Raw genomic sequence first — 26,456 nt, forward strand, 5'->3', positions numbered from 1 at the left:
CGACAAAACCGGCGCCGCACAGAAGACACCACCGCAGGCACGCGGGGAGCGGAAAGCAAGGTGGGCATAAGACGTCAGGAGCCCTGCGCGCGAAGGGGCATGATGGTGTTCCGCGGCATCACCAGCAGACAGCCATCGCAGTCTCCAGACACGCAGAATGCAGATCCCAACCTCTTACCTACGAGCGCAAGACAGGACCTGATTTGACACGCTAAAAAGCAGCTTCGGTGGCCCTGCAAATGAGGGCGTCATTCCGAATCGAAAAATCCATCTTTGAACGACTGCGCCTTCTTTCGGGTTAGCCGCGCGAGCGTGTCAGAATGCGTGAGAGTGTCATGACCGACATAGTGCGAATCGCCATCGAGCCGCCCTGCCCTATCCCTGCTGCTCCATGACCTTCTGCGGCCAGAGCAGGCGGACTTCTTCAGGGAGGGCCTCGCGTATCTTTCTGGCCTGCCCCTCATCGAGATGTCGGTTCAGAACTTCGAAGACGGCCCTCGCTGCATCGCTCGCTCCGACAGGGCGCGTCGCGCCGAGATTGACCACAAGACGATCGAAGAACTCTTCCTGGGTGCGATAGCGCTCCTGCGGGGCTGCGGCGCGCCATTGATCGAAATAAAGCCCCCTCACCAGCATCGGCAGCTCCGCCGAGAGGTGGGCAGACAGTTCCATCGGAATCCGGTCGCGAATCGTCCGCAGGACGGCTCCGAGCACATGCCAGGCCACCTGCCTGTCCGGGCCGAGCTTCTCCATGATCTCGCTGAGCCAGGTGTTGGTGATGTGCAGCGTCTTGTCGAACACTTCGAGACCGGTCGCGCTCATGATGAACCTCGAGCTCTCACGCGCCCCCGGCGGATGAACCGCGCCAAGCCGAATCTGTTCCAGCCATACGCACAGCACTGCCGTCGCAAATCCGATTCGATTCTCCGGAAGAATCCGCTCCGGAATTGAGCCGGTAATTTTATACGGCCATCCAAACTTTCAGAAAGGCGAAGCCTGACAGCCCTTTTTCGCAAAGGCGCAGAAGCACGCACCGTTCAAGGCACTGTCTGCAGGCTTAAATTTCCAGGAAGAAATTTGGTGGAGCCAGGCGGGATCGAACCGCCGACCTCTTGCATGCCATGCAAGCGCTCTCCCAGCTGAGCTATGGCCCCACTCTGGTCCGCGGCGTTTGGGGCACCGCGGAAAGGGTCACCGCCGAAGCGGTGGCGTCTCTATAGTCGGGTCTGACGAGAGGTTCAAGCCTCTTCGTCGTCCTCGATATCACTATCGATCAGATCCGACACGTCATCGTTACCTTCCTCTTCTTCTTCAAGGAAAGTGTCGTCGGCGCTGTCGTCACCTACGTCGATATCGTCCTCGGATGGGATGTCCTTGTCCGCTTCGGCCGCCTCGACCTCGTCGAGGGAGACGAGTTCCGGACCCGTTGATTCGAGTTCGGTTTCGTCCTCGTCCTTGGTCGAGCGGGCGACCACAGGAGGAGCCACGCGCGCGAGGGCGACAGCCTGAAAAACAGTGCCGCATTTCGGGCAGGTCGCGGGATCCTTGTTCAGGTCGTAGAATTTCGCGCCGCAGCTCATGCACTGGCGCTTCAAGCCGAGTTCCGGTTTGGCCACGGTATTTGCCTTCGAAAACAAAAAAGTTGAGAGCGCTCCCCGTTAGTCGCGGGGAGATTGCTTGTCAAATACGAAATTGTGGCTCTTCTGCGGGTGTTCGGTTCCTCCGGGATGACGCCGCGAAAACCCCGTGTTAGGAGCCCTCCTAAAGTCCAAGGAATTCTAGAGAAAAATTCGATCATGCTGAATCGAGATTTTTCTCTAACTTTTTGATCTGCCGCATTTTCTTCACGAAAAGTGGTGTCCACTTTTCTTGAAAATGCTTCTTAAGGGGGAGCAAGGATGTCACACGGACATGGCCCGGCATCGCCGGTCACGGGCAAGGCGGGCGCCGGCTTGAAAGGTCGCATCCGCGTTCCGGGCGACAAGTCGATTTCCCACCGATCCATGATCTTCGGCCTGCTCTCCATCGGCGAGACCCGCGTCGAGGGGCTGCTCGAGGGCGATGACGTGCTGCGCACCGCCGAGGCCTGCCGGGCTCTCGGAGCCGAGATCACCCGCGAGGCGGAAGGCCGCTGGCGCATCCGTGGCGTCGGCATCGGCGGCCTCACCGAGCCGGCTGACGTGCTCGATTTCGGCAACGCGGGCACGGGCTCGCGCCTGATGATGGGCGTTGCCGGCAGCCACCCCATCACCACGACCTTCGATGGCGATGCTTCCTTGCGCAAGCGCCCCATGCGCCGCATCCTCGACCCGCTCGTGAAAATGGGCGTCACCGTCGTCAGCGAGGCCGAGGGCGGGCGGGTGCCGCTGACCTTGCGTGGCCCGCGCGAGACCACGCCCATCGTCTACGAGACCCCTGCCGCCTCGGCGCAGATCAAGTCCGCCATCCTGCTCGCCGGGCTCAATGCACCCGGCAAGACCACCGTGATCGAGCGGGAAGCAACCCGCGACCACACGGAACGAATGCTGCGCCATTTCGGCGCGAGCGTCGAGGTGAAGCCGCACGGGGACGATGGCCGCGAGATCACCCTGCAGGGCCAACCGGAGCTTCGCGGCTCGCCTGTCGTCGTGCCAAGCGACCCCTCCTCGGCCGCCTTCCCGCTCGTGGCGGCGCTGATCGTGCCGGGTTCCGAGATCGTGCTCGAGGGCGTGATGATGAACCCGCTGCGCATCGGCCTCATCACCACCCTTCTCGAAATGGGCGCATCCATCGAGCGCCTGAACGAGCGGAACGAGGGCGGCGAGACCGTGGCGGATCTGCGCATCAGCACGAGTCGCCTCAAGGGCGTCACCGTTCCGCCGGCGCGCGCGCCGGCGATGATCGACGAGTATCCCGTTCTCGCGGTCGCAGCCTCCTTCGCCGAGGGCGATACGCGGATGCAGGGCCTGCACGAACTGCGTGTGAAGGAATCCGACCGCCTCGCCGCCGTCGCCGACGGCCTGGCCGAAGCGGGCGTCAGCTACACCATCGAGGGCGACGATCTCATCGTCCACGGCACGGGCGGCCCCGTGCGTGGTGGGGGCAAGCCGATCAAGACCCATCTCGACCACCGCATCGCCATGTCCTTCCTCGTCATGGGGCTTGCCACGCAGGAGCCCGTGACGGTGGACGACGGCGCGATGATCGCTACGAGCTTCCCCACCTTCATCCCGCTCATGCGCGGGCTTGGCGCCGATATCCGGGATTGAGCCACCCATGATTATCGCCATCGACGGCCCCGCCGCATCGGGCAAGGGAACCCTCGGCAAGCGCCTGGCTGATCATTTCGGCCTGGCGCATCTCGATACCGGCCTGCTCTACAGGGCCGTTGCCCGCGCCCTCATCGACCAGGGAACGCCGCTCACGGACCGCGATGCCGCAACCTTGGCCGCGACGCGCCTTGATGCCGCGCACCTTGACGAAAGCCGCCTACGCGGCGCGGAAATGGGCGAAGCGGCTTCGGTGATTTCCGCCTATCAGCCCGTCCGGGATGCTCTTCTCGCCTTCCAGCGCCAATTCGCCGCGCAGGCCCCGGGAGCGGTGCTTGACGGGCGGGACATCGGCACGGTCGTGTGCCCGCACGCGGACGTGAAGCTGTTCATCACCGCCTCGCCGGAAGAGCGCGCGCGCCGTCGGCATAACGAGCTTCTCAAGCGGGGCGAGAACAACGCGTTCGAGACGATTCTGGCCGATATCCGCCGCCGCGACGAGCGGGATATCAGCCGCGCCACGGCTCCCTTGCGCGCCGCCGACGACGCGATCACCCTCGATACGACCCACCTCGATGCGGATGCCTCTTTCGAGGCGGCGCTGAAGCTCGTCCTCACGAAGATTCGCTGAAGCCCGGCCTTGCCGCAACGGCAATTCCGACACACACTCAACAGAACCGCCTGACTCCGAAAGGGGAAAGCAATGGTTCGGTTCGCACTCAAGTGTCTTGCCGTGGGGCTCTCTCTGGGCTTGAGCCCCTTGATCGCAGCCTCCCCTTCCTGGGCCGAGGTTGATGTCGATCTCGCCCTCGTCCTTGCCGTCGATATCTCCTATTCGATGGATACCGACGAGCAGGCTCTCCAGCGCGAGGGCTTCGCCGAAGCGTTCCGTTCTCCGCTCGTCCATGAAGCCATCCGCGACGGACTGACCGGGCGGATCGCCGTCACTTACGTGGAATGGGCGGGCACGAACGACCAACAGGTCATCGTTCCCTGGACGATCCTCGACAATCCGGAAGGGCTGCTCGCCTTTTCGGAAAAGATCGCTTCGACCCCGTTGCGCCGCGCACAGCGCACGTCGATCTCCAGCGCCATCGATTTCAGCGTGAAGCTTTTCGCGCTAAGCGGCGTCAACGCTGCAAGGCAGGTGATCGACATCTCCGGCGACGGGCCGAACAATCAGGGCCGCGCCGTCACGGATGCCCGGGACGAGGCGAACGCCAAAGGCATCATCATCAACGGCCTGCCGCTGATGATGCGCCAGCCCGGTTATCTCGATATCCCGAACCTCGACGCCTACTATAAGGACTGCGTGATCGGCGGCCCAGGTTCGTTCATGATTCCCGTGAAGGAGCGCGAACAATTCCCGCAGGCCATCAAGACCAAGATCCTGCTCGAGGTCGCCAACATCACGCCGCCCCAACCCGTGAAGCTTGAACGCATTCAGGACGCGCAGCGCCCAAGCTGCATGGCAGGCGAGCTGCAATGGCGCGAACGCTGGAACAATTGACTGGAAGACAGCCCGGCGCGGCCTTAACATAATGCCGCAACAAAAAGGGATAGGGCGGCGCGGCAAGCGGCGGCCCTAGGGGCTATGACTCAACGGACTTTGGCGCTTGTCGCCCACGATGCCAAGAAGGCCGACATGGCGGACTTCGTGGCGATGCACGAGAACGAGATCAGCCCTTTCACGCTCTTTGCGACGGGTACGACCGGCGGGCGCATCATGGAGCGATGCCCGGCCCTTTCCGTGACACGGCTGAAAAGCGGCCCTCTCGGCGGCGACCAGCAGATCGGCGCGATGATCGCGGAAGGGCGAATCGATGCCCTGTTCTTTTTCGTAGACCCGCTCTCCCCTCACCCGCACGATGTCGACGTGAAGGCGCTGATGCGCCTGGCGCTCGTCTACAACATCCCGATGGCGCTGAACCGCGCCACCGCCGAGCGGCTGATCGGGACCTTCCGATAATCACGTTCCGCGCGGCTTGGCGCGCCGCGTCGGCGGCGCGGAGAGCGGATCTTCCGGCCACGGATGCTTTGGATATTGCCCGCGCATGTCGGCGCGCACCGCCGCCCACGAGCCGCGCCAGAAGCCGGGAAGATCGCGTGTGATCTGGATCGGACGCTGCGCGGGCGAAAGCAGATGCAGCACCAGCGGCGCGCGCCCCGCCGCGATGGTCGGGTGCTTGTCGAGGCCGAACAATTCCTGCACGCGCACGGCAAGAACCGGCCCCTCCTCCGCGCCGTAATCGATGGCGATCTCGGAGCCCGTCGGCACCTCGATATGCGTCGGCGCTTCCGCATCGAGCCGCCGCTGCAAATTCCAAGGCAAGAGGCTTCTCAGCGCCTCGCTCAGAACGTCAGGCCCCATGTCGTTGAGGGATGTCTTGCCGACGAGATGGGGCGCGAGCCATTCCTCAGCCGTCGCAACCAAAGCCTCGCTGGAAAGATCGGGCCATTCCTCCCCTTCCGCGCGGCGCAGGAACATGACGCGTTCGCGCCATTGCGCCAGCGCTTTGGAGAACGGCCAAGCGTCAGCTCCAAGGCTTGCGAGCCCCGCTGCCAGAATGCGCGCGCTCTCCTCTGTCGCCTGCACGGACAGCGGGCGCTCATTCAACACCAGCGCACCATAACGACGAACGCCGCGTGCGCGCAGCGCCTTCGCCTGACGGTCGAAGGTGATTTCGTCGCGCTGCTCGATCGCGTCTCCATAATCGCCCTCGATCTCGGCAAGCGAAATCGGAGCGGCTGCCAGAATGCGAGCCGAAGCCGCGCCGCCTGTGATTTCCGCGATGGCGAGAAAAGGCTCGCGCGCGAGCCGCTCATGCGGCTCCAGCACCGCGCCGCGCCCGTTGGCCATGAGATATTCGCCAGGCTTGCCGCGCGCCTTGGCGATGCGGTCGGGATAGGCGAGCGCAAGAAGCGCGCCTGTCGAAAGCGCGCCGCTCTCGCGCGAAACACTTTCGCTCTCCTTGGCCCAGCCCTGCGCCATCCGCCGCATGTCCTCGGCTCGCTTGGAGCGTTCGCGGCGGAAGCGATCGACACGCTCCGTCAGATCGGCCGCATCGCCGCCAAGGCCACGTTCCACGAGAACGGCGGCAAGCTCCGCCACTGCGCGCGCCTGCCCATGCGCACCGGCGACAAGAACCATGCGGGCAAGACGCGGCGGCAGAGGCAGATTGCGCAGCCGCTGACCCGTTTCGGTGATGCGCCCGTTCTCATCGAGCGCGGAGAGTTGCTGCAACAGCGCCCGCGCCTCCTTCACCGCTGGCGCTGGCGGAGGATCGAGAAAGGCGAGCGTCACCGGATCGGTGACGCCCCACGCAGCGCAATCGAGAAGAAGCGGCGCGAGATCGGCCGCGAGAATTTCGGGCCGCGCGAAAGCCTCCAGCGCGCCGGTCGCAGCTTCCTCCCACAGGCGGTAGCAGATGCCGGGCTCCGTGCGCCCCGCGCGTCCACGCCGTTGATCGGCAGCAGCGCGCGAAACGCGCACGGTTTCAAGACGGGTCAGGCCGATATCGGGCTCGTAGACCGGAATGCGCGCAAGGCCTGAATCGACCACGACGCGCACGCCCTCGATGGTCAGCGATGTTTCCGCGATGGAGGTTGCCAGAACAACCTTGCGGCGTCCGTGCTTGGCGGGGCTCACCGCAAGGTCCTGCTCCGCACGGTCCAGCGCGCCATAGAGCGGCGCGATATCGATGACGGGGTCACTGACGCGCTCCCGCAGCAGCGTTTCCACGCGGCGGATTTCCCCCTGCCCCGGCAGGAACACCAGAATAGAGCCGGGCTCCGCGCGAAGCGCGCGCGTTACCGCATCGGCCACCTGCTCCTCGATGCGCCGGTTCGGATCGCGCCCGAGATAGCGTGTCTCGACGGGAAAGGCGCGGCCCTCCGATTCGATGACCGGTGCGTCGCTCAAGAGCTTCGCTACCCGCGCGCCGTCGAGGGTGGCGGACATGACGAGAAGACGAAGATCCTCGCGCAATCCACTCTGCGCATCGAGAGCAAGCGCAAGGCCGAGATCCGCATCAAGGGAGCGCTCGTGAAACTCGTCGAAGAGAACGGCGGCGATGCCTTCAAGCGTCGGATCGTCGAGGATCATGCGGGCAAAGACGCCCTCGGTCACCACCTCGATGCGTGTCTTGCGGCTGATCTTGGAGCCGAGACGCACACGAAGGCCGATTGTTTCGCCGACGGCCTCGCCCAGCGTCTGCGCCATGCGATCCGCCGCAGCACGGGCAGCAAGACGCCTCGGCTCGAGGACGATGATCTTGCGCCCTTCGACCCACGGCTCATCGAGCAGCGCGAGCGGCACCCGCGTCGTCTTGCCCGCGCCGGGCGGAGCGACGAGAACCGCATTCGGACGCGCGCGCAGGCTCGCCGAAAGATCGGCGAGCACGGCATCGATGGGAAGGCTGGTGTCGAAAGCGCGCATGCTGCGTGATGGCTCATGCGCCGCACGAGCGCAAGCGGACCTTAGGCGGCAATTCCATAGTCGCGCAGCTCCGCCGCGAGGTCCGTCGCTTCGAGGCAATGGATGGCATGCATGCCGACAGCTCGCGCACCTTCCACATTCGCCTTGGAATCGTCGATGAAGACACAATCCTCAGCGACAAGGCCGTAGCGGCTCAGGAGCAGGTTGTAGATCGCGGGCTCTGGCTTCAAGAGCTGCTCGTCACCGGAGACGATGATGCCGTCGAAACCGGAAAGATACTCAAAGCGCTTCTGCGCCAGAACGAACTTCGGACTCGAGAAATTCGTGATGCAATAGTTGGGCACGCCCGTCTCGCGCAGGCGCTTGAGCACGGCGACGTTCTCCGCGATGTCGCCGGAAACCGTCTCCTCCCAACGCTCATGAAACGCGCGGATCGGCGCCTCGTGATCGGGATGCTCGCGCACCAGAAGCGCCACGGCTTCCTCCCAGGAACGTCCGCGATCCTGCTCCGCATTCCAGTCGTTGGTGCAGACGGACGAAAGAAACCATTCCATCCGGTCTTCGTCGTCGAAGATCTTGCGATAGAGATTGCGCGGGTCCCACCGCAAGAGGACGTTGCCGACGTCAAACACGACGGTTGTTGGTTTCTGGCTCATTCCTGCCCCCTCTTCTCTTTTGAATTCACATCAGCCGCCGATGTTGAACGCCGCGAGCGCCGCCATGTTGACGATGTCCGCGTCCGTCGCACCGAGCGAGACGATCTGGACCGGCTTGTCGAGACCCACTGCCAGAGGGCCGAGCACCATCGCGCCACCGAGTTCCTGAAGAACCTTGGTGGAGATGGCGGCCGAATGGATCGCCGGCATGACAAGCACGTTCGCGGGGCCGGTGAGGCGGCTGAACGGATATTGCGCCATCAGGTCGCGGTTGAGCGCGACGTCCGCTGACATTTCGCCGTCATATTCGAAATCGACGCGCATGTTGTCGAGAATGCGCACCGCTTCCTGAATCTTCTCCGAGCGCTCGGAACGAGGCTGGCCGAAGGTCGAGAACGAGAGCAATGCAACTCGCGGCTCGTAGCCGAGACGCCGCGTCACGCCCGCCGCCTCGATGGCGATTTCAGCAAGCTCCTGCGCATTGGGCATTTCGTGGATCGCCGTATCCGCGACAACGACCGTGCGGCCTCGCGCAAGGCAGATCGACAAGCCGATGACGCGGTGGCCGGGCTTCGCATCGATGACGCGGCGCACATCGCTCAACGCGGTCGAGTAATTGCGCGTCACGCCCGTCACCATCGCATCCGCATCACCGAGCGCCACCATCGACGCGGCAAAGTGATTACGGTCCTGATTGACGAGGCGTTGGCAATCACGGAACAGGAAGCCGCTGCGCTGGAGGCGCTCATAGAGGAATTGCGCGTAGGTCGCGTTGCGGTGCGAAAGCCGCGCGTTGTGAATTTCGATTCCCTCGCGCCCCGCAAGCTCGATGCCCGCGAAGGTCGCCGTTTCCTGAATGCGGTCTTCGCGCCCGACCAGGATAGCCGTGCCGAGGCCCTGGTTCACGAAGGAAATGGCGGCGCGGATGACCTGTTCTTCCTCGCCCTCCGCGAACACGACGCGCTTCGGGAACTTGCGCACGCGCTCGAAAATGCGGTTGAGCGTTCCAGCAACGGGATCGAGCCTTGCGGAGAGCTGCGCCTTGTAGGCGCGCATGTCGACGATGGGACGGCGCGCGACGCCCGTATCCATCGCCGATTGCGCCACCGCCGGCGGCACGGTGTGGATGAGGCGCGGATCGAACGGAACGGGGATGATGTAATCGCGCCCGAAGCGCGGGCGCGAGCCTTGGTAAGCTGCGGCGACCTCGTCCGGCACGTCCTCGCGGGCCAGTTCCGCGAGCGCCTGCGCGGCGGCGATCTTCATCTCCATATTGATGGTGGTCGCCTGCACGTCGAGCGCGCCGCGGAAGATGTAGGGGAAGCCGAGAACGTTGTTGACCTGGTTCGGATAATCCGAGCGGCCCGTCGCGATGATCACGTCGTCGCGAATATGCGCGACCTCCTCTGGCGTGATTTCCGGATCGGGATTGGCCATCGCGAAGATGATCGGGTGCGGCGCCATCGAGCGGATCATGTCGTCGGTGAACGCGCCTTTCGCGGAAAGGCCGAACACGGCGTCGGCACCTTTAAGCGCATCGGCGAGCGTGCGGGCATCCGTCTCCACCGCGTGGGCCGACTTCCACTGATTCATGCCCTCGACGCGGCCGCGATAAACCACACCCTTGGTGTCACAGAGAATGACGTTCTCGGGCGTGAAGCCCATCGCCTTGAGAAGCTCGGTACAGGCGATGCCCGCCGCACCCGCGCCGTTCACCACGAGCTTGGTCTTCTTCATGTCGCGCCCGGTCAGGTGCAGCGCGTTGATCATGCCGGCGGCGGCGATGATGGCCGTGCCGTGCTGATCGTCATGGAAGACGGGAATGTCCATCAGCTCCCGCAGGCGCTCCTCGATGATGAAGCACTCGGGAGCCTTGATATCCTCAAGGTTGATGCCGCCAAAGGAGGGGCCGAGATAGCGCACGCTGTTGATGAACGCCTCCGGATCCTCCGTATCGACCTCGAGATCGATGGAATCCACGTCCGCGAAGCGCTTGAAGAGGACGGCCTTGCCCTCCATCACGGGCTTGGAGGCCAAGGCGCCGAGATTGCCGAGGCCGAGAATGGCGGTGCCGTTCGAGATCACCGCAACCATGTTGGAGCGGGCGGTGTAATCGAAGGCGAGCGAGGGGTTCTCGGCAATCGCCTTCACCGGCACGGCGACGCCCGGCGAATAGGCGAGAGAAAGGTCGCGCTGGGTCGCCATCGGCTTGGTGGGGACCACCTCGAGCTTGCCGGGACGCCCCTGCGAATGGAACTGCAGAGCCTCCTGGTCGGTGAAGGTCGGGCGGCTGCGGCGGTTTTGAGGCTTATCGTTCATTTATAAACCAAGCTCTTGCTGGCGTTTCCTGAGGCGGGCAGCGACCTTAATGCACGGAGAGGGCTTTCCTCAAGACTTGTCCACATCCCCGCTCATCGCGCAGCCCTGGGACGGGGTGAAAGGCTGGGCGGGCTTTGCTAGAAAGGGGACATGTCCGCGCAAGCCCTCCCCCAGCATTCCGAAGAAGCCCCGGAGCAGCCCCCCGCCGCCAGCGGCCAGGTCCCCCCCGGCCAAGGCGCCCCCGGCCCGGACAACCGCGTCACGCCCATGATGGCGCAATACACCGAGATCAAGGCAGCGAACCCTGACAGCCTCCTGTTTTACAGGATGGGCGATTTCTACGAGCTTTTCTTCGAGGACGCGGAAATCGCGAGCCGCTCCCTCGGCATCGTCCTCACCAAGCGCGGCAAGCATCAGGGGCAGGACATCCCCATGTGCGGCGTGCCCGTGGACAGGGCCGACGATTATCTCCAGCGCCTCATCGGCCTCGGCCATCGGGTCGCCGTGTGCGAGCAGACCGAAGACCCGGCGGAAGCCAAGAAGCGCGGCGCGAAATCGGTGGTGCGGCGGGACGTGGTGCGCCTCGTCACCCCCGGCACCATCACCGAGGAGCGGCTTCTGGAGCCCGGGCGGGCCAACCTGTTCCTCGCCATCGCCCGCCGCCGCGCCTCGGACACCGCCTGGTCCTACGGCCTTGCCGCCATCGACATTTCAACCGGCCATTTCGTCTTGAGCGAAACCAATGGGCTTGGGCTTTCCGCCGAGATCGCGCGGTTCGAGCCACGCGAGATCATCGTCTCGGATGCGATCTACGAAGATCCTGACCTGCGCGCCTTCTGGGGTGAAACGAGAGCCGCCGTCACGCCCCTCTCCCGCGACGGGCTCGATCCGGCCTCGGCAGAGCGGCGCGTGAAAGATTATTTCGGCGTCGCCACCCTCGATTCTTTCGGCGCCTTCAGCGCCGCCGAGATCACGGCGGCGGGCACCGCCTTGTTCTATGTCGAGAAAACGCAGATCGGCAGCCGCCCCGTTCTCAATCCGCCGATCCACGCTGCGACGAACGCGACGCTTGCCATCGATGCGGCAACGCGCGCCAATCTCGAACTGACGCGCACCCTTGCCGGCGAGCGCGCGGGCAGCCTTCTCGCCACCATCGACTGCACCGTCACGCCGGGCGGCGCGCGCCTTCTGGCCGAGCGCCTTGCCGGACCGCTCACGGACCCGGCGGCGATCCGCGAACGGCAGGACGCCGTCGCCTTTCTCGCCGAAGACAACTTGTTGCGCGACCGCTTACGGGAGGTGCTGAAAGAGAGCCCCGATTTCGCCCGCGCCCTCTCGCGGCTCGGTCTCGGGCGCGGTGGCCCGCGCGATCTCGCTTGCGTCAGAAGCGGCCTCGTCGCCGCGCGCGATCTCGGGCGCATGCTCGCCGCGCAGGATCTGCCGCGCGATCTCTCCTTGGCCGCGCAGCGCCTGCAATCCTTGCGCACGGATGTCGCGGATGACCTTGGTGCGGCGCTTGCCGACGAGCTTCCGTTGCTCAAGCGCGACGGCGGCTTCATCCGTCAGGGCTTTCATCAGGATCTCGATGAGTTGCGCGACCTGCAGCAGGATTCGCGCCGCTTCATCGCCGCGCTGCAGGCACGCTATGCCACCGAGACCGGCTGCAAGACGCTGCGCGTGAAGCACAACCACATGATCGGCTACTTCGTCGAAGTGCCGCAGAATGTGGGCGAGGACTTGCTGAAGGAACCGTGGAAGGAAACCTTCGTCCACCGCCAGACAATGGCGGGCGCCATGCGGTTCTCGACGGTGGAGCTCGGCGAACTGGAAGCCAAGATCGCCTCCGCCGCCGACCGCGCTCTTCGCATCGAGCTCGGCCTGTTCGATGAGATGTGCGAGAAGCTGCTCGCGCTTTCCTCCGACATCGCGGCGGCAGCAGAAATGATCGCCGCCATCGACGTCGCGGCAGCCCTCGCGGAACTTGCCATGCGGCACGGCTGGACGCGGCCCATCGTCGATACGAGCCTTGCCTTCACCATCAAGAGCGGGCGTCACCCTGTCGTCGAAGCGGCGTTGAAGCGTGAAGGCACAGCCTTCATCGCCAACGATTCAGAACTCTCAGGCAATGATGCGGGACGCATCCTCCTCATCACCGGCCCGAACATGGGCGGTAAATCGACTTATCTGCGCCAGAACGCGTTGATCGTCGTTCTGGCACAGATGGGCTCCTTCGTTCCGACGCAAGAGGCCCATATCGGCATCGTCGATCGCCTGTTCTCGCGCGTCGGCGCGGCGGACGATCTGGCGCGCGGGCGCTCCACTTTCATGGTCGAGATGGTGGAAACCGCCGCCATCTTGAATCAAGCCACGCCGCGCTCCCTCGTTATTCTCGATGAGATCGGACGCGGCACCGCAACCTTTGACGGCCTTTCGATTGCATGGGCAGCCATTGAGCACCTGCACGAGGCCAACCGTTGCCGCGCATTGTTCGCAACGCATTTCCACGAATTGACCGCCTTGTCGGAGCGCCTGCCGCGCATCGAGAACGCGACGCTGAAAGTCACGGAGTGGAACGGCGAGGTGGTGTTTCTCCATGAGGTGGTGACGGGCGCGGCGGATCGCTCCTATGGTCTGCAGGTCGCGCGGCTCGCAGGGCTCCCCAAGGCCGTCGTCGAGCGGGCGAAGATCATCCTGAGCGAGCTGGAAAACTCCGATCGCGAGAACCCCAAGCGAACTCTGTTCGAAGATCTTCCGCTCTTCGCCGTCCCTGCGCGGACCGAAGCACCGAAGGTTGAAGCCGATGCCCTGCGCGATGCGCTCGATGCCATAGACCCCGACCAGATGACGCCGCGCGAGGCGTTGGACGCCCTCTATCGCTTGAAAGCCCAGCGCTGAGAGGACCAGCCATCGTTTGGTCATCAAGTTCCCTGAAGGATTGACTCTCAAACTACACCGCGCTTGCAAAGTGAATTGGAGAGGAGACCATGCGCCATGTCATCCACGCTCTCTTGCTGCTCGTTGCCCTGATGCCCATCGCTGCGCGCGCATCGGCGCTGCATGATGCGGTTGGCGCTGCCAGTCTCTCCCGTGTCGAGGAGCTGATTGCATCCGGCGAAGCCATCGATACGAAGGATTCACTCGGCCGCACACCGCTTCTGCTGGCGACGGAGTTGAACCACATCGAGATCGCGCGCGCCCTGATCGTGGCGGGTGCCGATGTGAACGCGAAAGATTCGAAACTCGACAGTCCCTATCTCTACGCCGGAGCGGAAGGACGTCTCGACATCCTCAAGCTCACGCTCGAACATGGGGCCGATCTCAGAAGCACGAACCGTTATGGCGGCACCGCACTCATTCCGGCGGCCGAGCGCGGGCATGTGGAAGTGGTGCGCACGCTGATCGCTGCGGGCGTCGATGTAGACCATGTGAACAAGCTGGGATGGACGGCTTTGCTCGAAGCGATCCTGCTCAGCAATGGCGGGCCAGCGCATCAGGAGATCGTCCGCCAGCTCATCGCCGCCGGCGCATCGTTGAATCTGGCCGATCGTGAAGGCGTGACCCCGCTTCGGCATGCACAAAACAAGGATTTTCAGCCCATCGCAGCAATGCTGCTCGAGGCCGGTGCGCGTTGAAGCGTCCCGCAGGAAAGACGTAACTCTATCGCATCCCGAACGGCCACGCTAAACTACGCGCCGTTCGCGGAGAGTTCCCCTTATGGTCATGCATGTTTCCACTGTCGCCTTCGAGGGCATCGAGGCGCGCACGGTCGATGTGCAGGTCCAGATTGCACCGGGAAACGTGGCTTTCACCATCGTCGGGCTGCCTGACAAGGCCGTAGCGGAATCGCGGGAGCGGGTGCGCTCCGCCCTGATCGCCTCGGGGCTCGCCCTCCCCGCAAAGCGAATCACCGTCAATCTCGCCCCCGCCGATCTGCCGAAGGAGGGGAGCCATTACGACCTGCCCATCGCGCTCGGCGTGATGGCGGCCATCGGCGCCCTGCCGGGGGATGCGCTGGCCGGGTTCACGGTTCTGGGAGAGCTCGCTCTCGACGGGTCGATCACGTCCGTGGCCGGCGTTCTTCCGGCAGCGATTGCCGCCAACGCCCGTGCGCACGGGCTCATCTGCCCGGCAGCCTGCGGCGCGGAAGCCGCCTGGGCGAGCAGCGAGATCGACATTCTCGCCCCACGCTCGCTGATCCAGCTCGCCAACCATTTCAAGGGCACGCAGGTCATGGCGCGCCCGGAACCGGCCATCATGCCGGCCTCCGGCTCGATGCCCGATTTGCGCGACATCAAGGGACAGGAAAGCGCCAAGCGAACCCTGGAGATCGCCGCGGCAGGCGCGCATGGTCTCCTGATGAGCGGCTCCCCGGGCGCAGGCAAGTCCATGCTGGCCCAACGCCTGCCCTCGATCCTGCCGCCGCTGACACCGCGCGAGTTACTGGAAGTCTCGATGATTCAGTCCATCGCGGGCCTGATCGAGGAAGGCGCTTTGTCGAGCAGGCGGCCTTTCCGCGCGCCGCACCACTCGGCCTCGATGGCGGCGCTGGTGGGCGGAGGCATGAACGCGCGGCCGGGCGAAATCTCCCTCGCCCATAACGGCGTGCTGTTTCTGGACGAGTTACCCGAATTCCAGCCTCAGGTGCTCGATTCGCTCCGGCAGCCCCTGGAGACGGGCGAGATCCTGATCGCGCGGGCGAATCACCGGGTGACCTACCCGGCGCGGTTCCAGCTCGTGGCGGCCATGAACCCGTGCCGCTGCGGGCATGGCACGGAGCCCGGCTATGTCTGCCGCCGCCAGCCCAACGAACGCTGCATCGCCCAATATCAGGCGCGTCTCTCAGGCCCGTTCCTCGACCGGATCGACCTTGCCATCGAGGTTCCGGCGGTGACGGCGACGGATCTTCTATTGCCGCCGCCGAAGGAGGGCTCCGCCGAGGTTGTCGCCCGCGTTTCCCAGGCGCGCGAGCGGCAGGCAAAGCGTTACGCGGCCTATAATCTCGACGGCATCACCACGAATGCCGCCTGCCCGGCAGCCCTGCTGGACGAAGTCGCCCAGCCTGATTCGGATGGTCTGTCGCTTATTCGCGAAGCCGCGGAGACGATGCGGCTTTCGGCGCGTGGCTTCCACCGCGTCATGAAAGTGGCCCGCACGCTGGCCGATCTCGATGGAGAGGACCGGGTGCGCCGTATTCATCTGGCGGAGGCCCTTTCCTATCGCGCGCACACGGACCGGCGCCCCGCGGCGGCCTGATTTGTCTGGGTATGGAGCATCGGAGACCGACAAAACCCTTGTTTTGCCGCCTTAAGGATTCGATACCTTTGTCACAGAATTGTTCGAAATGAGCGTTATGTCCGGATCAAGCTTGGCAAATAGGCCAGAGCGGTCGCCCTGTGAGGATTCGATGATTTCCCCTTCGGTTGAGCCCAAGGTGAAGCTGCCCAATGCCGGCATCGCGCCCCTTCCGCTGTTGAAGCAGGGGAAGGCGAGGTCTCTGCCGGGATTCAACCGGACCGTCCGCCATTACGGCGATTTCGATCTCGTGCTGGGGCGGATCGGTTCTCTCGAGGTGCGCCTTGCCACGACCACGGCTGAGATCCGCGCGGCGCAGAAGCTGCGTTACAAGGTTTTCTACGAGGAGATGTCGGCCGAGCCGAATGCGACGGCCCGCCTCTCTCGCCGCGATGTGGACCAGTACGACGCGCTTTGCGACCATCTGCTCGTGCTCGACCATGACGTGAAGGCCAAACCGTTCCGGCAGAGCAAGCCGAAGGTCGTCGGCACCTACCGCCTGCTCCGGCAGGACGTGGCCGACCGTCACGGCGGTTTCTACACGGCGGCGGAATACGACATCGCGCCCCTCATCAAGTCGCATCCGGGCCTGCGTTTTCTGGAGCTCGGACGCTCCTGCGTGCTCAAGCCCTATCGCAACAAGCGTACGGTCGAATTGTTGTGGCACGGCATCTGGGCCTACGTGCTGCATCACCGCATCGACGTGATGATCGGTTGCGCCAGCCTCGAGGGGACAGACCCGAAGGAGCTGGCTCTGCCCTTGAGCTTCCTCCATCACTTCGCTTCCGCCCCGCAGGAATGGCAGGCCAGCGCCGTGCCCGCGCGCTTCACGCCGATGGATCTGATGGCGAAGGACGACATCAACCAGAAAGCTGCGCTCCACGCATTGCCGCCGATGATTAAGGGCTACCTGCGCCTCGGCGCCACCTTCGGGCGTGGCGCTGTGATCGACCGCCAGTTCGGCACGACGGACGTTCTCGTAATCCTGCCGGTTTCAGCGATCAGCAAGCGCTACATCGAGCACTTCGGTTCATCGGCCGACCGTCACGCGGCCTGAGAGAACTCTCCCGCGGTGTAAAGTGCCTGCAAGCCTTCGCGATAGGTTGGGTAGGCAAGTTTCACGCTCAGTTCGCTCTTGATGAGCGCATTCGAGACGCGCTTGCTCTCCGCATAGAAGCTGCGCGCCATCGGTGTGAGGTCAGCCTCCTCGAAGGGGATTTCCGGCGGCGGTTCGATGCCGGCAAGACGCGCGGCATAGGCCACGACATCGGAGGCCGGCGCAGGCTCGTCATCAGCGATGTTGTAGATGGCGCCCTGCCGTGGCTTTCGCAATGAAGCCGCAAGAGCATTGGCAATGTCCGCCACATGGATGCGATTGAAGACATGCCCCGGCTTGTGGATGCGCCGCGCCTTTCCGCGCGCGAGATCGGCGAGCGCGTTCCGCCCCGGCCCATAAATGCCCGTGATGCGAAAGACGTGCGTTGGCGCGCCGCTTCTTTCGCCGATGGCGCGCCACGCGTTCTCGGTGGCGAGGCGTTGAACGGAGTTGCGGCTCAACGGCACGGTCGCCGCGCTCTCGTCGATCCATGCGCCCCCATGATCACCATAGACGCCTGTCGTCGAGAGATAGCCGATCCACCGCGCATTCCTGGCACGCGCTACGCTTTCACCGAACCGCTCAAGGATAGGATCGCCATCCGCACCCGGCGGCGCGGAAATCAGAATGGCATCGGCCTGCGCAATCCTCTCATCGAGATCAAGGTTCTGGTTCGACAGCGCGTGGGCTTCAATGCCGGCGCGTCTCAGACGCTCCGCCTTCTCAACCTCGCGCACTGTCCCCGCGATGTTTGAAAACTGCGCGCTGTGCTGACGGATCAGTTCTTGCGCGGAGTAACCGAGACCGAGAACGAAGAGATTCATGAAACGCCTTCATTGACCTGCGACACGTCAAGCGCCCGCGCCCATTCCGCACGCACGTCGATATCGCTTTCGTCCTCGTAACGCACGGCATGCGCAACGACAGCATCAGCAGGCAGAAGCTGCGCGACAGCCCAGACCGCCATGGCGCGCACGAGCGGCGAGGGATCGTCGAGAAGCCGTAACGCTTCCTCTGCCAATTCAGGCATGTCCGAATTGCCGATGGCGATGAGCACGTTGCGGATGAAACGGTCGCGCCCCGTGCGCTTGATCGGCGTTCCGGCAAACATCGTCCGGAAAGCCGGATCGTCGAGGCGCGCCAGTTCAGCGAGCGGGAGTGCCGCGAAATCATCGCGCTGCTGCAGACGTGCCTCACGGCCAGCTTGCGCGAACTTGTTCCAGGGGCAAACCGCAAGACAATCGTCGCAGCCGAAGATGCGATTACCGATGCCAGTGCGCAGGTCCGCCGGAATGTGTCCCTTGTACTCGATGGTCAGATACGAGATGCAGCGCCGCGCATCGAGCTTGTAGGGCGAGGGAAACGCCTTCGTCGGGCAGATGTCGAGACAACGGCGGCAGGAGCCGCAATGGTCGCGCTCGGGCGCATCGGGGGCAAGTTCGGCGGTGGTGAAGATCGCGCCGAGAAAGAGCCAGTTGCCAAACTCGCGCGAGACGATGACCGTGTGCTTGCCCTGCCAGCCAAGGCCCGCCGCCTGCGCGAGCGGCTTCTCCATGACGGGAGCCGTATCGACGAACACCTTTACGTCGCTTCCGCCACGGGAGGCGAGAAAGCCCGCCGCTTCCTTCAGCTTGCCCTTGATGACATCGTGATAATCGCGATTGCGGGCGTAGGCTGCAATCGATGCCCGGTCCTTCATGCCGAGCGTCTCGAGCGGATCGCGCGTCGGGCCATAGTTGAGGCCGAGCAGGATGATGCTTTTCACCTCCGGCCACAGGGTCGCGGGGTCGGCGCGCCGTTCCGCCGTTTCCGCCATCCATTCCATCGAACCGTGGCGGCCCTTATCGAGCCATTCCCTCAACCGCTCGGGCGCTTGCGGCATGCTGTCCGGAGCGGTGACGCGGATTGCCTCGAAGCCGAGGCTTCTAGCGCGCTCAATGAAAGCGCGCTTCAAGCCCTCGCCCGTCAGAAGTCCAGGTCGTCGTAGTGATCCGCCGGCGCCATCCCCGCGACCCGGTCCGACAGGAGCGCGCGAAAGGACGGCCGGGACTTGATCCTGGCGTACCAATGCTTCGCTGTTTCGTCCTCTTCCCATGGAACGTCGCCGAGATAATCGATGATCGAGAGATGGGCTGCCGCGGCAAGATCCGCATAAGTGAGCCGGTCGCCCGCGAGCCAGTTCCGACCTGAGATCAGATAGCTGATATATTTGAGGTGGTATCGCACATTGTTCCGCGCGGCGCGAATCGCGTTCATGTCGGGCGGCCCGCCGCCGAGTTCGGAGGGCATGAAGCGCTTGTAGATCTTTTCCGTGACGAGGTATTCCGACACCTCATCGTGGAACTTGTTCAGAAACCAATCCGTCAGGCGGCGAACTTCCACGCGCTCGGTGGCGTTCTGCGGCAAAAAGCGGTGCTCGCCGAGGCTTTCGCCCCGCATATCGTCAAGATATGCGGCGATCACCCCCGCCCCGGGGACGGCGAGGCCGTTGTCCTCGACAAGCACGGGCAAGTGACCCGCCGGGTTCACCTCAAGGAATGGAATCCGCCGTTCCCACGGCTTTTCCTCGACATTCTCGGGCTCAAGACCAAGCTCGGACAGGACCAGGCGCACGAACCGCGACCGCGGGCAAAAAGGGTAATGATGAAAGATTGGCATGAAGCGTGTCAGACGCGAAACAGACGGCGACAATAAGGCCGCGCTCGATTAACGGTCGGTAAGGAAATTTGGTGAATCTCATGTCCGCAACGCAGACAAACGGCAGTTCCCATGCTGTCGACGCGTTGCTGAGGATTTTCAAGCATGTTGCAACTGTTCGAAGCGCTTTTCCTCGGCATAATCGAGGGGCTGACCGAGTTCCTGCCCGTTTCTTCGACCGGGCACCTCCTGCTCGTCGGCCATTTCCTGGGCTTTGAGTCGACAGGCAAGACCTTCGAGGTCCTGATCCAGCTCGGCGCGATTCTCGCGATCCTCCTGGTCTATTTCCAGAGGCTGCTCGCCATCGCCAGGGCCCTGCCCTACGACAAGGACGCGCAGCGATTCGTGCTCGGAGTTTTCGTCGCCTTCCTCCCCGCCGCCCTCATCGGCGCTGCCCTGCACGGCTTCATCAAGGACGTTTTGTTCAACCCCTGGATCGTCTGCATGACGCTGATCGCGGGCGGCTTCGTGCTTCTCCTGATCGACAGCCTCCCGCTCGTGCCGACGCAGACCGACGCCACCCGGTTCCCGCTGCCGATGTATGTGAAGATCGGCTTTATGCAGTGCCTTGCGATGATCCCCGGCGTCTCCCGCTCCGGCGCGACCATCGTCGGCGCGATGTTGATGGGGGCTGACAAGCGCTCGGCCGCCGAGTTCTCGTTCTTCCTCGCCATGCCGACGATGGCGGGCGCCTTCGCCTATGACCTTTTGAAGAACTACAAGAACCTCTCGGCGGACGATTTCGGGCTGATCTTCGTCGGCTTCATCGCCGCCTTCCTGTCGGCGCTTCTCGTGGTGAAGACGTTTCTCAACTACATCTCGCGCCACGGCTTCATGCCGTTCGCGTGGTGGCGCATCGTGGTCGGGTCGGCTGGCCTCGCAGGACTTCTCGTCTTCGGTTGAAAAGTCGTCAGATCGTCTTGGCCGGATAGCGGCACAGGTCGTTGATGAGGCAGCGCGCGCATTCCGGCGTGCGCGCCTTGCACACATAGCGCCCGTGCAAAATCAGCCAGTGGTGGGCATGGAGCTTGAACTCACCGGGAACCAGCTTCTCGAGCGGTTCCTGCGTCTCCAGCGGCGTCTTCGTGTTGACGAGCGGAATGCGGTTGGCGACGCGGAAGATGTGCGTGTCGACGGCGATATGCGGAATGTGGAACGCGATGTTCATGACGACGCTCGCGGTCTTCTGCCCAACGCCGGGAAGACTAGTCAGCTCTTCCATCGTGCGCGGCACCGCGCCGCCGAAATCCTCCACCAGCCGCCTCGACATGGCGATGACGTTCTTCGCCTTGGTGTTGAAATAGTTGAGCGTCCTGATGCGTTCGCGCACGCTCTCCTCGCCGAGCGCCAGCATCTTCTGCGGCGTGTCGGCAATGGGGAAAAGCTGCCGCGTCGCCTTGTTGACCCCCACGTCGGTTGATTGCGCGGAGAGCAGCACCGCGACGAGCAGCGTATATGGATTGACGTATTCCAGCTCGCCTTCCGGGTGCGGATTGGCCGCCTCAAACCGACGAAAGATTTCGAGAACCGTCGCCTTGTCGACCGGCTTCGGCTGACGGGCGGGTTTCTTGGCGGGCGCAGTGGCCTTCGTGGCCTTGCGGCGGGATGACGGCTTCAGATCGGACATGAGCGCGTTATAATCCCCGGCATGGAAAACGGCAAAGCAGCCAACGCAGCAACGGATCAGGCCGAGCGGTTCGAGAAACCCATCTTCGCGGCCACCATCCGCCCGCACCGGTCGCTGGGCCCCAAGGGCTTCCGTGTCGTGATGGCGCTCATGTGCATCACCTCCATCGTCGCGAGCCTTCCCTTCGTCATTCTCGGCTTCTGGCCCGTGGTCGGCTTTTTCGGCCTCGACTTTCTCGGGCTTTATCTCGCTCTTCGCATCAACGACCAGCACGGACGGGCCTTCGAGGAAGTCGTGCTGACGCCGGTGCGTATCCTGCTGCGCAAGGTCTCCCATCGCGGAGAAGCGCGGGAATGGTCCTTCAACCCGCTCTGGACGCGCCTCGCCCGGGCGGAGGACGAGGAGTTTGGCCTCATGCAGCTCGCTCTGACGTCACGCGGCCAGAGCGTCGTCATCGCCCACGAACTCTCTCCTCCGGAGCGGGAGACTTTCGCCGAAGCTTTCGGGCGGGCTCTGGCTGACGTCAAACGGGGCTATTGAAGCGGGACGGGCCGCAGGAATCGGGTGTCGGCCTCGCGAGAGGGAGGCTAATGTGTCTCCCAACAGAGGATGAATGCCATGTTGAGCGCCCTGCGAGACATCACCATCGAGCCGTCAGCCGTCGAGACCCCAGAGGGGCCGGTGGCGGATTACGAGCGCGTCCGGGACATTATCGCCTATATCTCCGAACACTGGCGCGAGCAGCCCTCCCTGGAGGCCATCGCGGAGCATGTCGGCGTCTCGACGACCCATGTGCACCACCTTTTCCGCCGCTGGTCGGGCCTGTCGCCCAAGGCCTTCCTGCAGGCGATCACCCTCGACAACGCCAAGGCGATGCTGACCTCCTCCGCCAGCGTTCTCGAAACCACTTATGAGGTCGGCTTGTCCGGCCCCGCGCGCCTGCACGACCTTTTCGTGACGCACGAGGCCATGACGCCGGGGGACTACAAAGTGGGTGGCGCAGGGCTCACCATGCGCTACGGCTTCCACCCCTCCCCCTTCGGGGAAGCGGTTCTGGTGGCCACCGACCGGGGGCTCGCCGGCCTCGGCTTCGTGGACAAGGGCAACCGGCACGCTGCGCTGGAGGATCTGACCCGGCGCTGGCCGAAGGCGACTTATGTCGAGGATGCCGCCGCAACGGCCCCCCTCGCCCGACGCATTTTCGACCCCCATCGCTGGTAGGAGGAGCAGCCCCTGAAGGTCGTTCTCATCGGCACGGATTTCGAGGTCCGGGTCTGGCAGACCCTGCTTCGCATTCCCCGCGACAAGGCGACAACCTATTCCGATATCGCCCGGCACATCGGCAAGCCCTCCGCCGCCCGGGCGGTCGGGGCGGCTGTCGGCAAGAACCCGATCTCCTTCGTCGTCCCCTGCCATCGCGTGCTCGGACGCTCGGGGGCCCTGACCGGCTACCATTGGGGCCTCACCCGCAAGCAGGCGATCCTGGGCTGGGAGGCGGGGCAGACCGCGACCTGACGATCGGGCGATTCCCGGCGGTTTCTCACAGGCTCGGCTTTTACCGCAAACAACGTCGCACCTTCGACTTGCGGCCCTCGCGGCGCCTTCTTATATCAGCGCCGTAGGCAGGGTTCGGGCCGGGTTTCCGGCAGAGCCCTGTCATTCGTTCAACCACAGCCATGGGCCGAGCTGCTTCGGGGCTCGGCGGTCTGCTTGAAAGTGAGGGATCCCGCCATGGGAAAGGTCATTGGTATCGACCTCGGCACCACCAACTCCTGCGTCGCCGTTATGGAAGGCGCGCAGCCCAAAGTCATTGAAAACGCGGAAGGCGCACGCACGACCCCGTCCATCGTCGCCTTCACGGACGACGGCGAGCGTCTCGTCGGCCAGCCGGCCAAGCGCCAGGCGGTCACGAACCCGTCGCGCACGTTTTTCGCCATCAAGCGCCTGATCGGGCGCACTTTCGACGACCCGATGACCAAGAAGGACATGGGTCTCGTCCCCTACGATATCGTCAAGGGCCAGAACGGCGACGCTTGGGTCAAGGCTGACGACAAGCAATTTTCGCCGTCCCAGATCTCCGCCTTCACCCTGCAGAAGATGAAGGAAACCGCGGAGGCCTATCTCGGCCAGACGGTGACGCAGGCCGTCATCACGGTTCCCGCCTACTTCAACGACGCCCAGCGCCAGGCCACCAAGGACGCCGGCAAGATCGCCGGCCTTGAAGTGCTGCGCATCATCAACGAGCCGACGGCGGCGGCGCTCGCTTACGGCCTCGAGAAGAAGCAGCACGGCACGATCGCGGTCTATGACCTCGGCGGCGGCACCTTCGACGTGTCGATCCTCGAGATCGGCGACGGCGTGTTCGAGGTGAAGTCGACGAACGGCGACACCTTCCTCGGCGGTGAAGATTTCGACATGCGCCTCGTCGAATACCTCGCGGCCGAGTTCAAGAAGGAGCAGGGCATCGACCTGACCAAGGACAAGCTCGCCCTCCAGCGCCTGAAAGAGGCTGCGGAAAAGGCGAAGATCGAGCTGTCCTCGGCGAGCCAGACCGAAATCAACCTGCCTTACATCACGGCGGATGCCTCCGGTCCGAAGCACCTCGCCCTCAAGCTCTCGCGCGCCAAGTTCGAGCAGCTTGTGGACGACCTCGTGCAGAAGACCATCGAGCCGTGCCGCAAGGCGCTGAAGGACGCCGGCGTCTCGGCCGGTGAGATCGACGAAGTGGTTCTCGTCGGCGGCATGACCCGCATGCCGAAGATCCAGGAAGTCGTGAAGTCGTTCTTCGGCAAGGAGCCTCATAAGGGCGTCAACCCGGATGAAGTCGTCGCTATCGGCGCGGCGATCCAGGCGGGCGTTCTGCAGGGCGACGTGAAGGACGTTCTGCTTCTCGACGTGACCCCGCTCTCCCTCGGCATCGAGACGCTCGGCGGCGTGTTCACGCGCCTGATCGACCGCAACACCACGATCCCGACCAAGAAGAGCCAGGTTTTCTCGACCGCCGATGACAACCAGAACGCGGTGACCATCCGCGTCTTCCAGGGCGAGCGTGAAATGGCGGCGGACAACAAGCTCCTCGGCCAGTTCGACCTCGTCGGCATTCCGCCGGCCCCGCGCGGCGTGCCGCAGATCGAGGTGACCTTCGACATCGACGCCAACGGCATCGTCAACGTCACGGCGAAGGACAAGGCCACGGCCAAGGAACACCAGATCCGCATCCAGGCCTCAGGCGGTCTCTCGGAAGCCGACATCGACAAGATGGTCAAGGACGCCGAGGCCCATGCCGCCGAGGACAAGCAGCGCCGCGAGCTGGTGGAAGCCAGGAACCAGGGCGAGAGCCTGATTCACGCCACCGAAAAGTCGCTGACCGAGTATGGCGACAAGGTGAGCGAGGGCGACAAGCAGGGCATCTCGACCGCCATCGACGCGCTCAAGCAGGCGCTCGCCGGCGAGGACGCCGAGACCATCAAGGCCCGCACGACGGACCTGATGCAGGCCTCCATGAAGCTCGGCGAAGCCATGTACCAGGCGACGCAGGCCGCCGAGGGCGGCGAGGAAGCCGCCGCCGGTGCCGAGAAGAAGGACGATGTCATCGACGCCGACTTCCAGGAAGTCGACGAGGACGACAAGAAAAAGCGGGCTTAAAGTCTCATGACCGCGTCTTGAGAGTTCGGCACCCGGTTGATGATCCGCCGGGTGCCGTTTTCACAAGACGAGCTGGAAGGCCCATAAATGTCTGAACTACCGCCGGATATCCGTGATGCTCTCGCCAGGAATGGCGATGCGACACGCGTTTTCGAAAAGCTGTCGCCGTCCCACCAGCGCGAATATCTGCGCTGGGCCGAGGAGGCGAAAAAGCCGGAAACGCGTCAGAAACGGACCGGCGGCATGATGGAGCGGCTCGCCGCTCCCAAGGGCGCCTGAAATGTCCAAACGCGACTATTATGAAGTTCTCGGGGTTTCGAAAACCGTGACGGAGGTGGAGTTGAAATCCGCCTTCCGCAAGCTCGCGATGCAGCATCACCCGGACCGCAACCCCGGGAATCACGAAGCCGAGGTCAAGTTCAAGGAAATCAACGAGGCGTACCAGACGCTCTCGGACGGCCAGAAGCGGGCGGCCTACGACCGTTACGGCCATGAGGCCTTCGCCAATGGCGGCGGCGGGCCCGGCGGGCCGGGCTTCGGCAACGATTTCTCCGACTTCATGTCGGACATTTTCGAGAATTTCTTCGGCGACGGGCGCGGCCGTGGTGGACGCAGCACGGGCGGGCGCGAACGTGGCGCCGACATGCGTTACAACCTCGAAATCTCTCTCGAGGAAGCCTTCAAGGGCAAGACCGCCGAGCTCAAGATCCCGACCGCGATCACCTGCGACGTCTGCTCCGGCACCGGCGCGAAGGCAGGTTCGAAGCCCAAGCCCTGCCCGACCTGTGGCGGCGCGGGGCGGGTTCGCGCGCAGCAGGGCTTCTTCTCCATCGAGCGCACCTGCCCGAACTGTCACGGACGCGGCGAGGTCATCGACGATCCATGCGGCAACTGCCACGGGGCGGGCCGGGTAACGCGGGAGCGCACGCTCTCGGTCAACATTCCGGCAGGCGTCGAGGAAGGCACCCGCATCCGCCTCTCCGGCGAGGGCGAGGCCGGCCTTCGCGGCGGGCCTTCGGGCGATCTTTACATCTTCCTGTCGATCAAGCCGCACGAGTTCTTCCAGCGCGATGGGGCGGACCTGTTCTGCCGCGTGCCGATCTCGATGGTGGCGGCCTCCCTCGGCGGCGAGTTCACCGTGCCCAATATCGACGGCAGCGACGCGAAGGTGAAGGTTCCGGAAGGCACCCAGTCGGGTAAGCAGTTCCGCCTGAAGGGCAAGGGCATGCCGGTTCTGCGCTCCCGCGATGTGGGCGACCTCTATATCCAGGTCGTCGTTGAGACACCGCAAAAGCTCACGAAGCGCCAACGCGAGCTTCTGACGGAGTTCGAGCAGGAGTGCTCGAAGGACACACACCCCGAAAGTTCGGGTTTCTTCACCCGCGTTCGGGAATTTATCGATGGTCTTGGTGGACCCGGTTAACTTGACGGTCGTTTT

The 26,456-nt window shown here is 64.0% G+C and carries 22 protein-coding genes, 1 tRNA gene and 1 pseudogene; 14 read left to right on the forward strand and 10 right to left on the reverse strand.

The features are described 5' to 3' along the window. Positions 1–375 precede the first annotated feature (375 nt). From DQW91_RS14370 to DQW91_RS14380, 3 genes are all read right to left on the reverse strand, one after another. Positions 376–822 carry a DUF2267 domain-containing protein gene (locus DQW91_RS14370; protein ID WP_112664348.1) on the reverse strand — a complete coding sequence of 149 codons (447 nt, stop codon included), beginning with the start codon at positions 820–822 and terminating at the stop codon, positions 376–378. Positions 823–1,078: 256 nt separating this feature from the next. Beyond that, positions 1,079–1,154 (reverse strand) — tRNA-Ala (locus tag DQW91_RS14375). An 84-nt stretch (positions 1,155–1,238) separates the two neighbouring features. Continuing rightward, positions 1,239–1,616: a TIGR02300 family protein gene (locus DQW91_RS14380; protein WP_112664349.1), complete on the reverse strand. Its 378-nt coding sequence runs from the start codon at positions 1,614–1,616 to the stop codon at positions 1,239–1,241. Positions 1,617–1,898: 282 nt separating this feature from the next. On the opposite strand from DQW91_RS14380, the gene aroA reads away from it, so the two are divergent. The 4 genes from aroA to DQW91_RS14400 all read left to right on the forward strand — a co-directional run bounded on the left by aroA (position 1,899) and on the right by DQW91_RS14400 (position 5,217). Continuing rightward, positions 1,899–3,248: a 3-phosphoshikimate 1-carboxyvinyltransferase gene (gene aroA / locus DQW91_RS14385; protein ID WP_112664350.1), complete on the forward strand. Its 1,350-nt coding sequence runs from the start codon at positions 1,899–1,901 to the stop codon at positions 3,246–3,248. Between the two features lie 7 nt (positions 3,249–3,255). Next, complete coding sequence (gene cmk, locus DQW91_RS14390; protein WP_112664351.1) at positions 3,256–3,879, forward strand: (d)CMP kinase; 624 nt, start codon at positions 3,256–3,258, stop codon at positions 3,877–3,879. Positions 3,880–3,951: 72 nt separating this feature from the next. Beyond that, positions 3,952–4,758 carry a DUF1194 domain-containing protein gene (locus DQW91_RS14395; RefSeq protein WP_112664352.1) on the forward strand — a complete coding sequence of 269 codons (807 nt, stop codon included), beginning with the start codon at positions 3,952–3,954 and terminating at the stop codon, positions 4,756–4,758. An 84-nt stretch (positions 4,759–4,842) separates the two neighbouring features. Continuing rightward, complete coding sequence (locus DQW91_RS14400; RefSeq protein ID WP_112664353.1) at positions 4,843–5,217, forward strand: methylglyoxal synthase; 375 nt, start codon at positions 4,843–4,845, stop codon at positions 5,215–5,217. Here DQW91_RS14400 and hrpB read toward each other — a convergent pair whose 3' ends face one another. From hrpB to DQW91_RS14415, 3 genes are read right to left on the reverse strand one after another with little or no spacing between them, the layout of a single operon-like run. After that, positions 5,218–7,686 (reverse strand): ATP-dependent helicase HrpB, encoded by a 2,469-nt coding sequence (hrpB, locus tag DQW91_RS14405; RefSeq protein WP_112664354.1) that lies wholly within the window; start codon positions 7,684–7,686, stop codon positions 5,218–5,220. Positions 7,687–7,727: 41 nt separating this feature from the next. Beyond that, positions 7,728–8,342 (reverse strand): HAD family hydrolase, encoded by a 615-nt coding sequence (locus tag DQW91_RS14410; RefSeq protein ID WP_112664355.1) that lies wholly within the window; start codon positions 8,340–8,342, stop codon positions 7,728–7,730. Between the two features lie 30 nt (positions 8,343–8,372). Next, positions 8,373–10,661 (reverse strand): NADP-dependent malic enzyme, encoded by a 2,289-nt coding sequence (locus DQW91_RS14415; RefSeq protein WP_112664356.1) that lies wholly within the window; start codon positions 10,659–10,661, stop codon positions 8,373–8,375. A gap of 150 nt (positions 10,662–10,811) precedes the next feature. Here DQW91_RS14415 and mutS point away from each other — a divergent pair, with 150 nt between their 5' ends. From mutS to olsB, 4 genes are all read left to right on the forward strand, one after another. Next, the gene (gene mutS / locus DQW91_RS14420; RefSeq protein WP_112664357.1) at positions 10,812–13,556 is read left to right on the forward strand and encodes a DNA mismatch repair protein MutS; all 2,745 of its coding nucleotides are present in this window, start codon (positions 10,812–10,814) and stop codon (positions 13,554–13,556) included. A gap of 89 nt (positions 13,557–13,645) precedes the next feature. Then, on the forward strand, positions 13,646–14,293 hold the full coding sequence (locus tag DQW91_RS14425) for an ankyrin repeat domain-containing protein (RefSeq protein WP_112664358.1): 648 nt from the start codon (positions 13,646–13,648) through the stop codon (positions 14,291–14,293). Positions 14,294–14,375: 82 nt separating this feature from the next. Next, entirely contained in the window at positions 14,376–15,914 is a 1,539-nt protein-coding gene (locus tag DQW91_RS14430; protein ID WP_112664359.1) for a YifB family Mg chelatase-like AAA ATPase, read from the forward strand. 151 nt (positions 15,915–16,065) lie between these two features. Continuing rightward, positions 16,066–17,010, forward strand: coding sequence for a l-ornithine N(alpha)-acyltransferase (gene olsB, locus DQW91_RS14435; protein WP_112664360.1), 945 nt, complete (start codon positions 16,066–16,068; stop codon positions 17,008–17,010). On the opposite strand, the gene DQW91_RS14440 is transcribed toward olsB, so the two are convergent. Genes DQW91_RS14440 through DQW91_RS14450 form a run of 3 tightly spaced genes read right to left on the reverse strand, consistent with a single transcriptional unit; the run spans position 16,998 to position 19,707 of the window. Further along, positions 16,998–17,873, reverse strand: a complete 876-nt coding sequence (locus DQW91_RS14440; protein ID WP_112664361.1) for an SDR family oxidoreductase — start codon at positions 17,871–17,873, stop codon at positions 16,998–17,000. The two genes, olsB and DQW91_RS14440, sit on opposite strands and share 13 nt — an antisense overlap. Then, complete coding sequence (gene queG / locus DQW91_RS14445) at positions 17,870–19,003, reverse strand: tRNA epoxyqueuosine(34) reductase QueG (RefSeq protein ID WP_281024040.1); 1,134 nt, start codon at positions 19,001–19,003, stop codon at positions 17,870–17,872. The genes DQW91_RS14440 and queG overlap by 4 nt, the downstream gene beginning before the upstream one ends. Positions 19,004–19,014: 11 nt before the next feature. Continuing rightward, positions 19,015–19,707, reverse strand: a complete 693-nt coding sequence (locus tag DQW91_RS14450; protein ID WP_112664458.1) for a glutathione S-transferase family protein — start codon at positions 19,705–19,707, stop codon at positions 19,015–19,017. Between the two features lie 144 nt (positions 19,708–19,851). Here DQW91_RS14450 and DQW91_RS14455 point away from each other — a divergent pair, with 144 nt between their 5' ends. Further along, positions 19,852–20,649: an undecaprenyl-diphosphate phosphatase gene (locus tag DQW91_RS14455; RefSeq protein WP_112664362.1), complete on the forward strand. Its 798-nt coding sequence runs from the start codon at positions 19,852–19,854 to the stop codon at positions 20,647–20,649. Positions 20,650–20,656: 7 nt separating this feature from the next. On the opposite strand, the gene nth is transcribed toward DQW91_RS14455, so the two are convergent. Beyond that, positions 20,657–21,373, reverse strand: coding sequence for an endonuclease III (gene nth, locus DQW91_RS14460; protein ID WP_112664363.1), 717 nt, complete (start codon positions 21,371–21,373; stop codon positions 20,657–20,659). Positions 21,374–21,394: 21 nt separating this feature from the next. Here nth and DQW91_RS14465 point away from each other — a divergent pair, with 21 nt between their 5' ends. The 5 genes and pseudogenes from DQW91_RS14465 to dnaJ all read left to right on the forward strand — a co-directional run bounded on the left by DQW91_RS14465 (position 21,395) and on the right by dnaJ (position 26,441). Next, positions 21,395–21,913, forward strand: coding sequence for a DUF2244 domain-containing protein (locus tag DQW91_RS14465; RefSeq protein WP_112664364.1), 519 nt, complete (start codon positions 21,395–21,397; stop codon positions 21,911–21,913). A gap of 69 nt (positions 21,914–21,982) precedes the next feature. Next, positions 21,983–22,888, forward strand: a pseudogene (locus DQW91_RS14470) (methylated-DNA--[protein]-cysteine S-methyltransferase). A 216-nt stretch (positions 22,889–23,104) separates the two neighbouring features. Then, positions 23,105–25,018 (forward strand): molecular chaperone DnaK, encoded by a 1,914-nt coding sequence (gene dnaK / locus DQW91_RS14475; RefSeq protein WP_112664365.1) that lies wholly within the window; start codon positions 23,105–23,107, stop codon positions 25,016–25,018. An 87-nt stretch (positions 25,019–25,105) separates the two neighbouring features. Beyond that, the gene (locus DQW91_RS14480; protein WP_112664366.1) at positions 25,106–25,297 is read left to right on the forward strand and encodes a YdeI/OmpD-associated family protein; all 192 of its coding nucleotides are present in this window, start codon (positions 25,106–25,108) and stop codon (positions 25,295–25,297) included. A gap of 1 nt (position 25,298) precedes the next feature. Then, positions 25,299–26,441: a molecular chaperone DnaJ gene (dnaJ, locus tag DQW91_RS14485; protein WP_112664367.1), complete on the forward strand. Its 1,143-nt coding sequence runs from the start codon at positions 25,299–25,301 to the stop codon at positions 26,439–26,441. Positions 26,442–26,456 lie beyond the last annotated feature (15 nt).

This window comes from Microvirga flavescens (assembly GCF_003290125.1).
GTDB classification, from domain to species: domain Bacteria; phylum Pseudomonadota; class Alphaproteobacteria; order Rhizobiales; family Beijerinckiaceae; genus Microvirga; species Microvirga flavescens.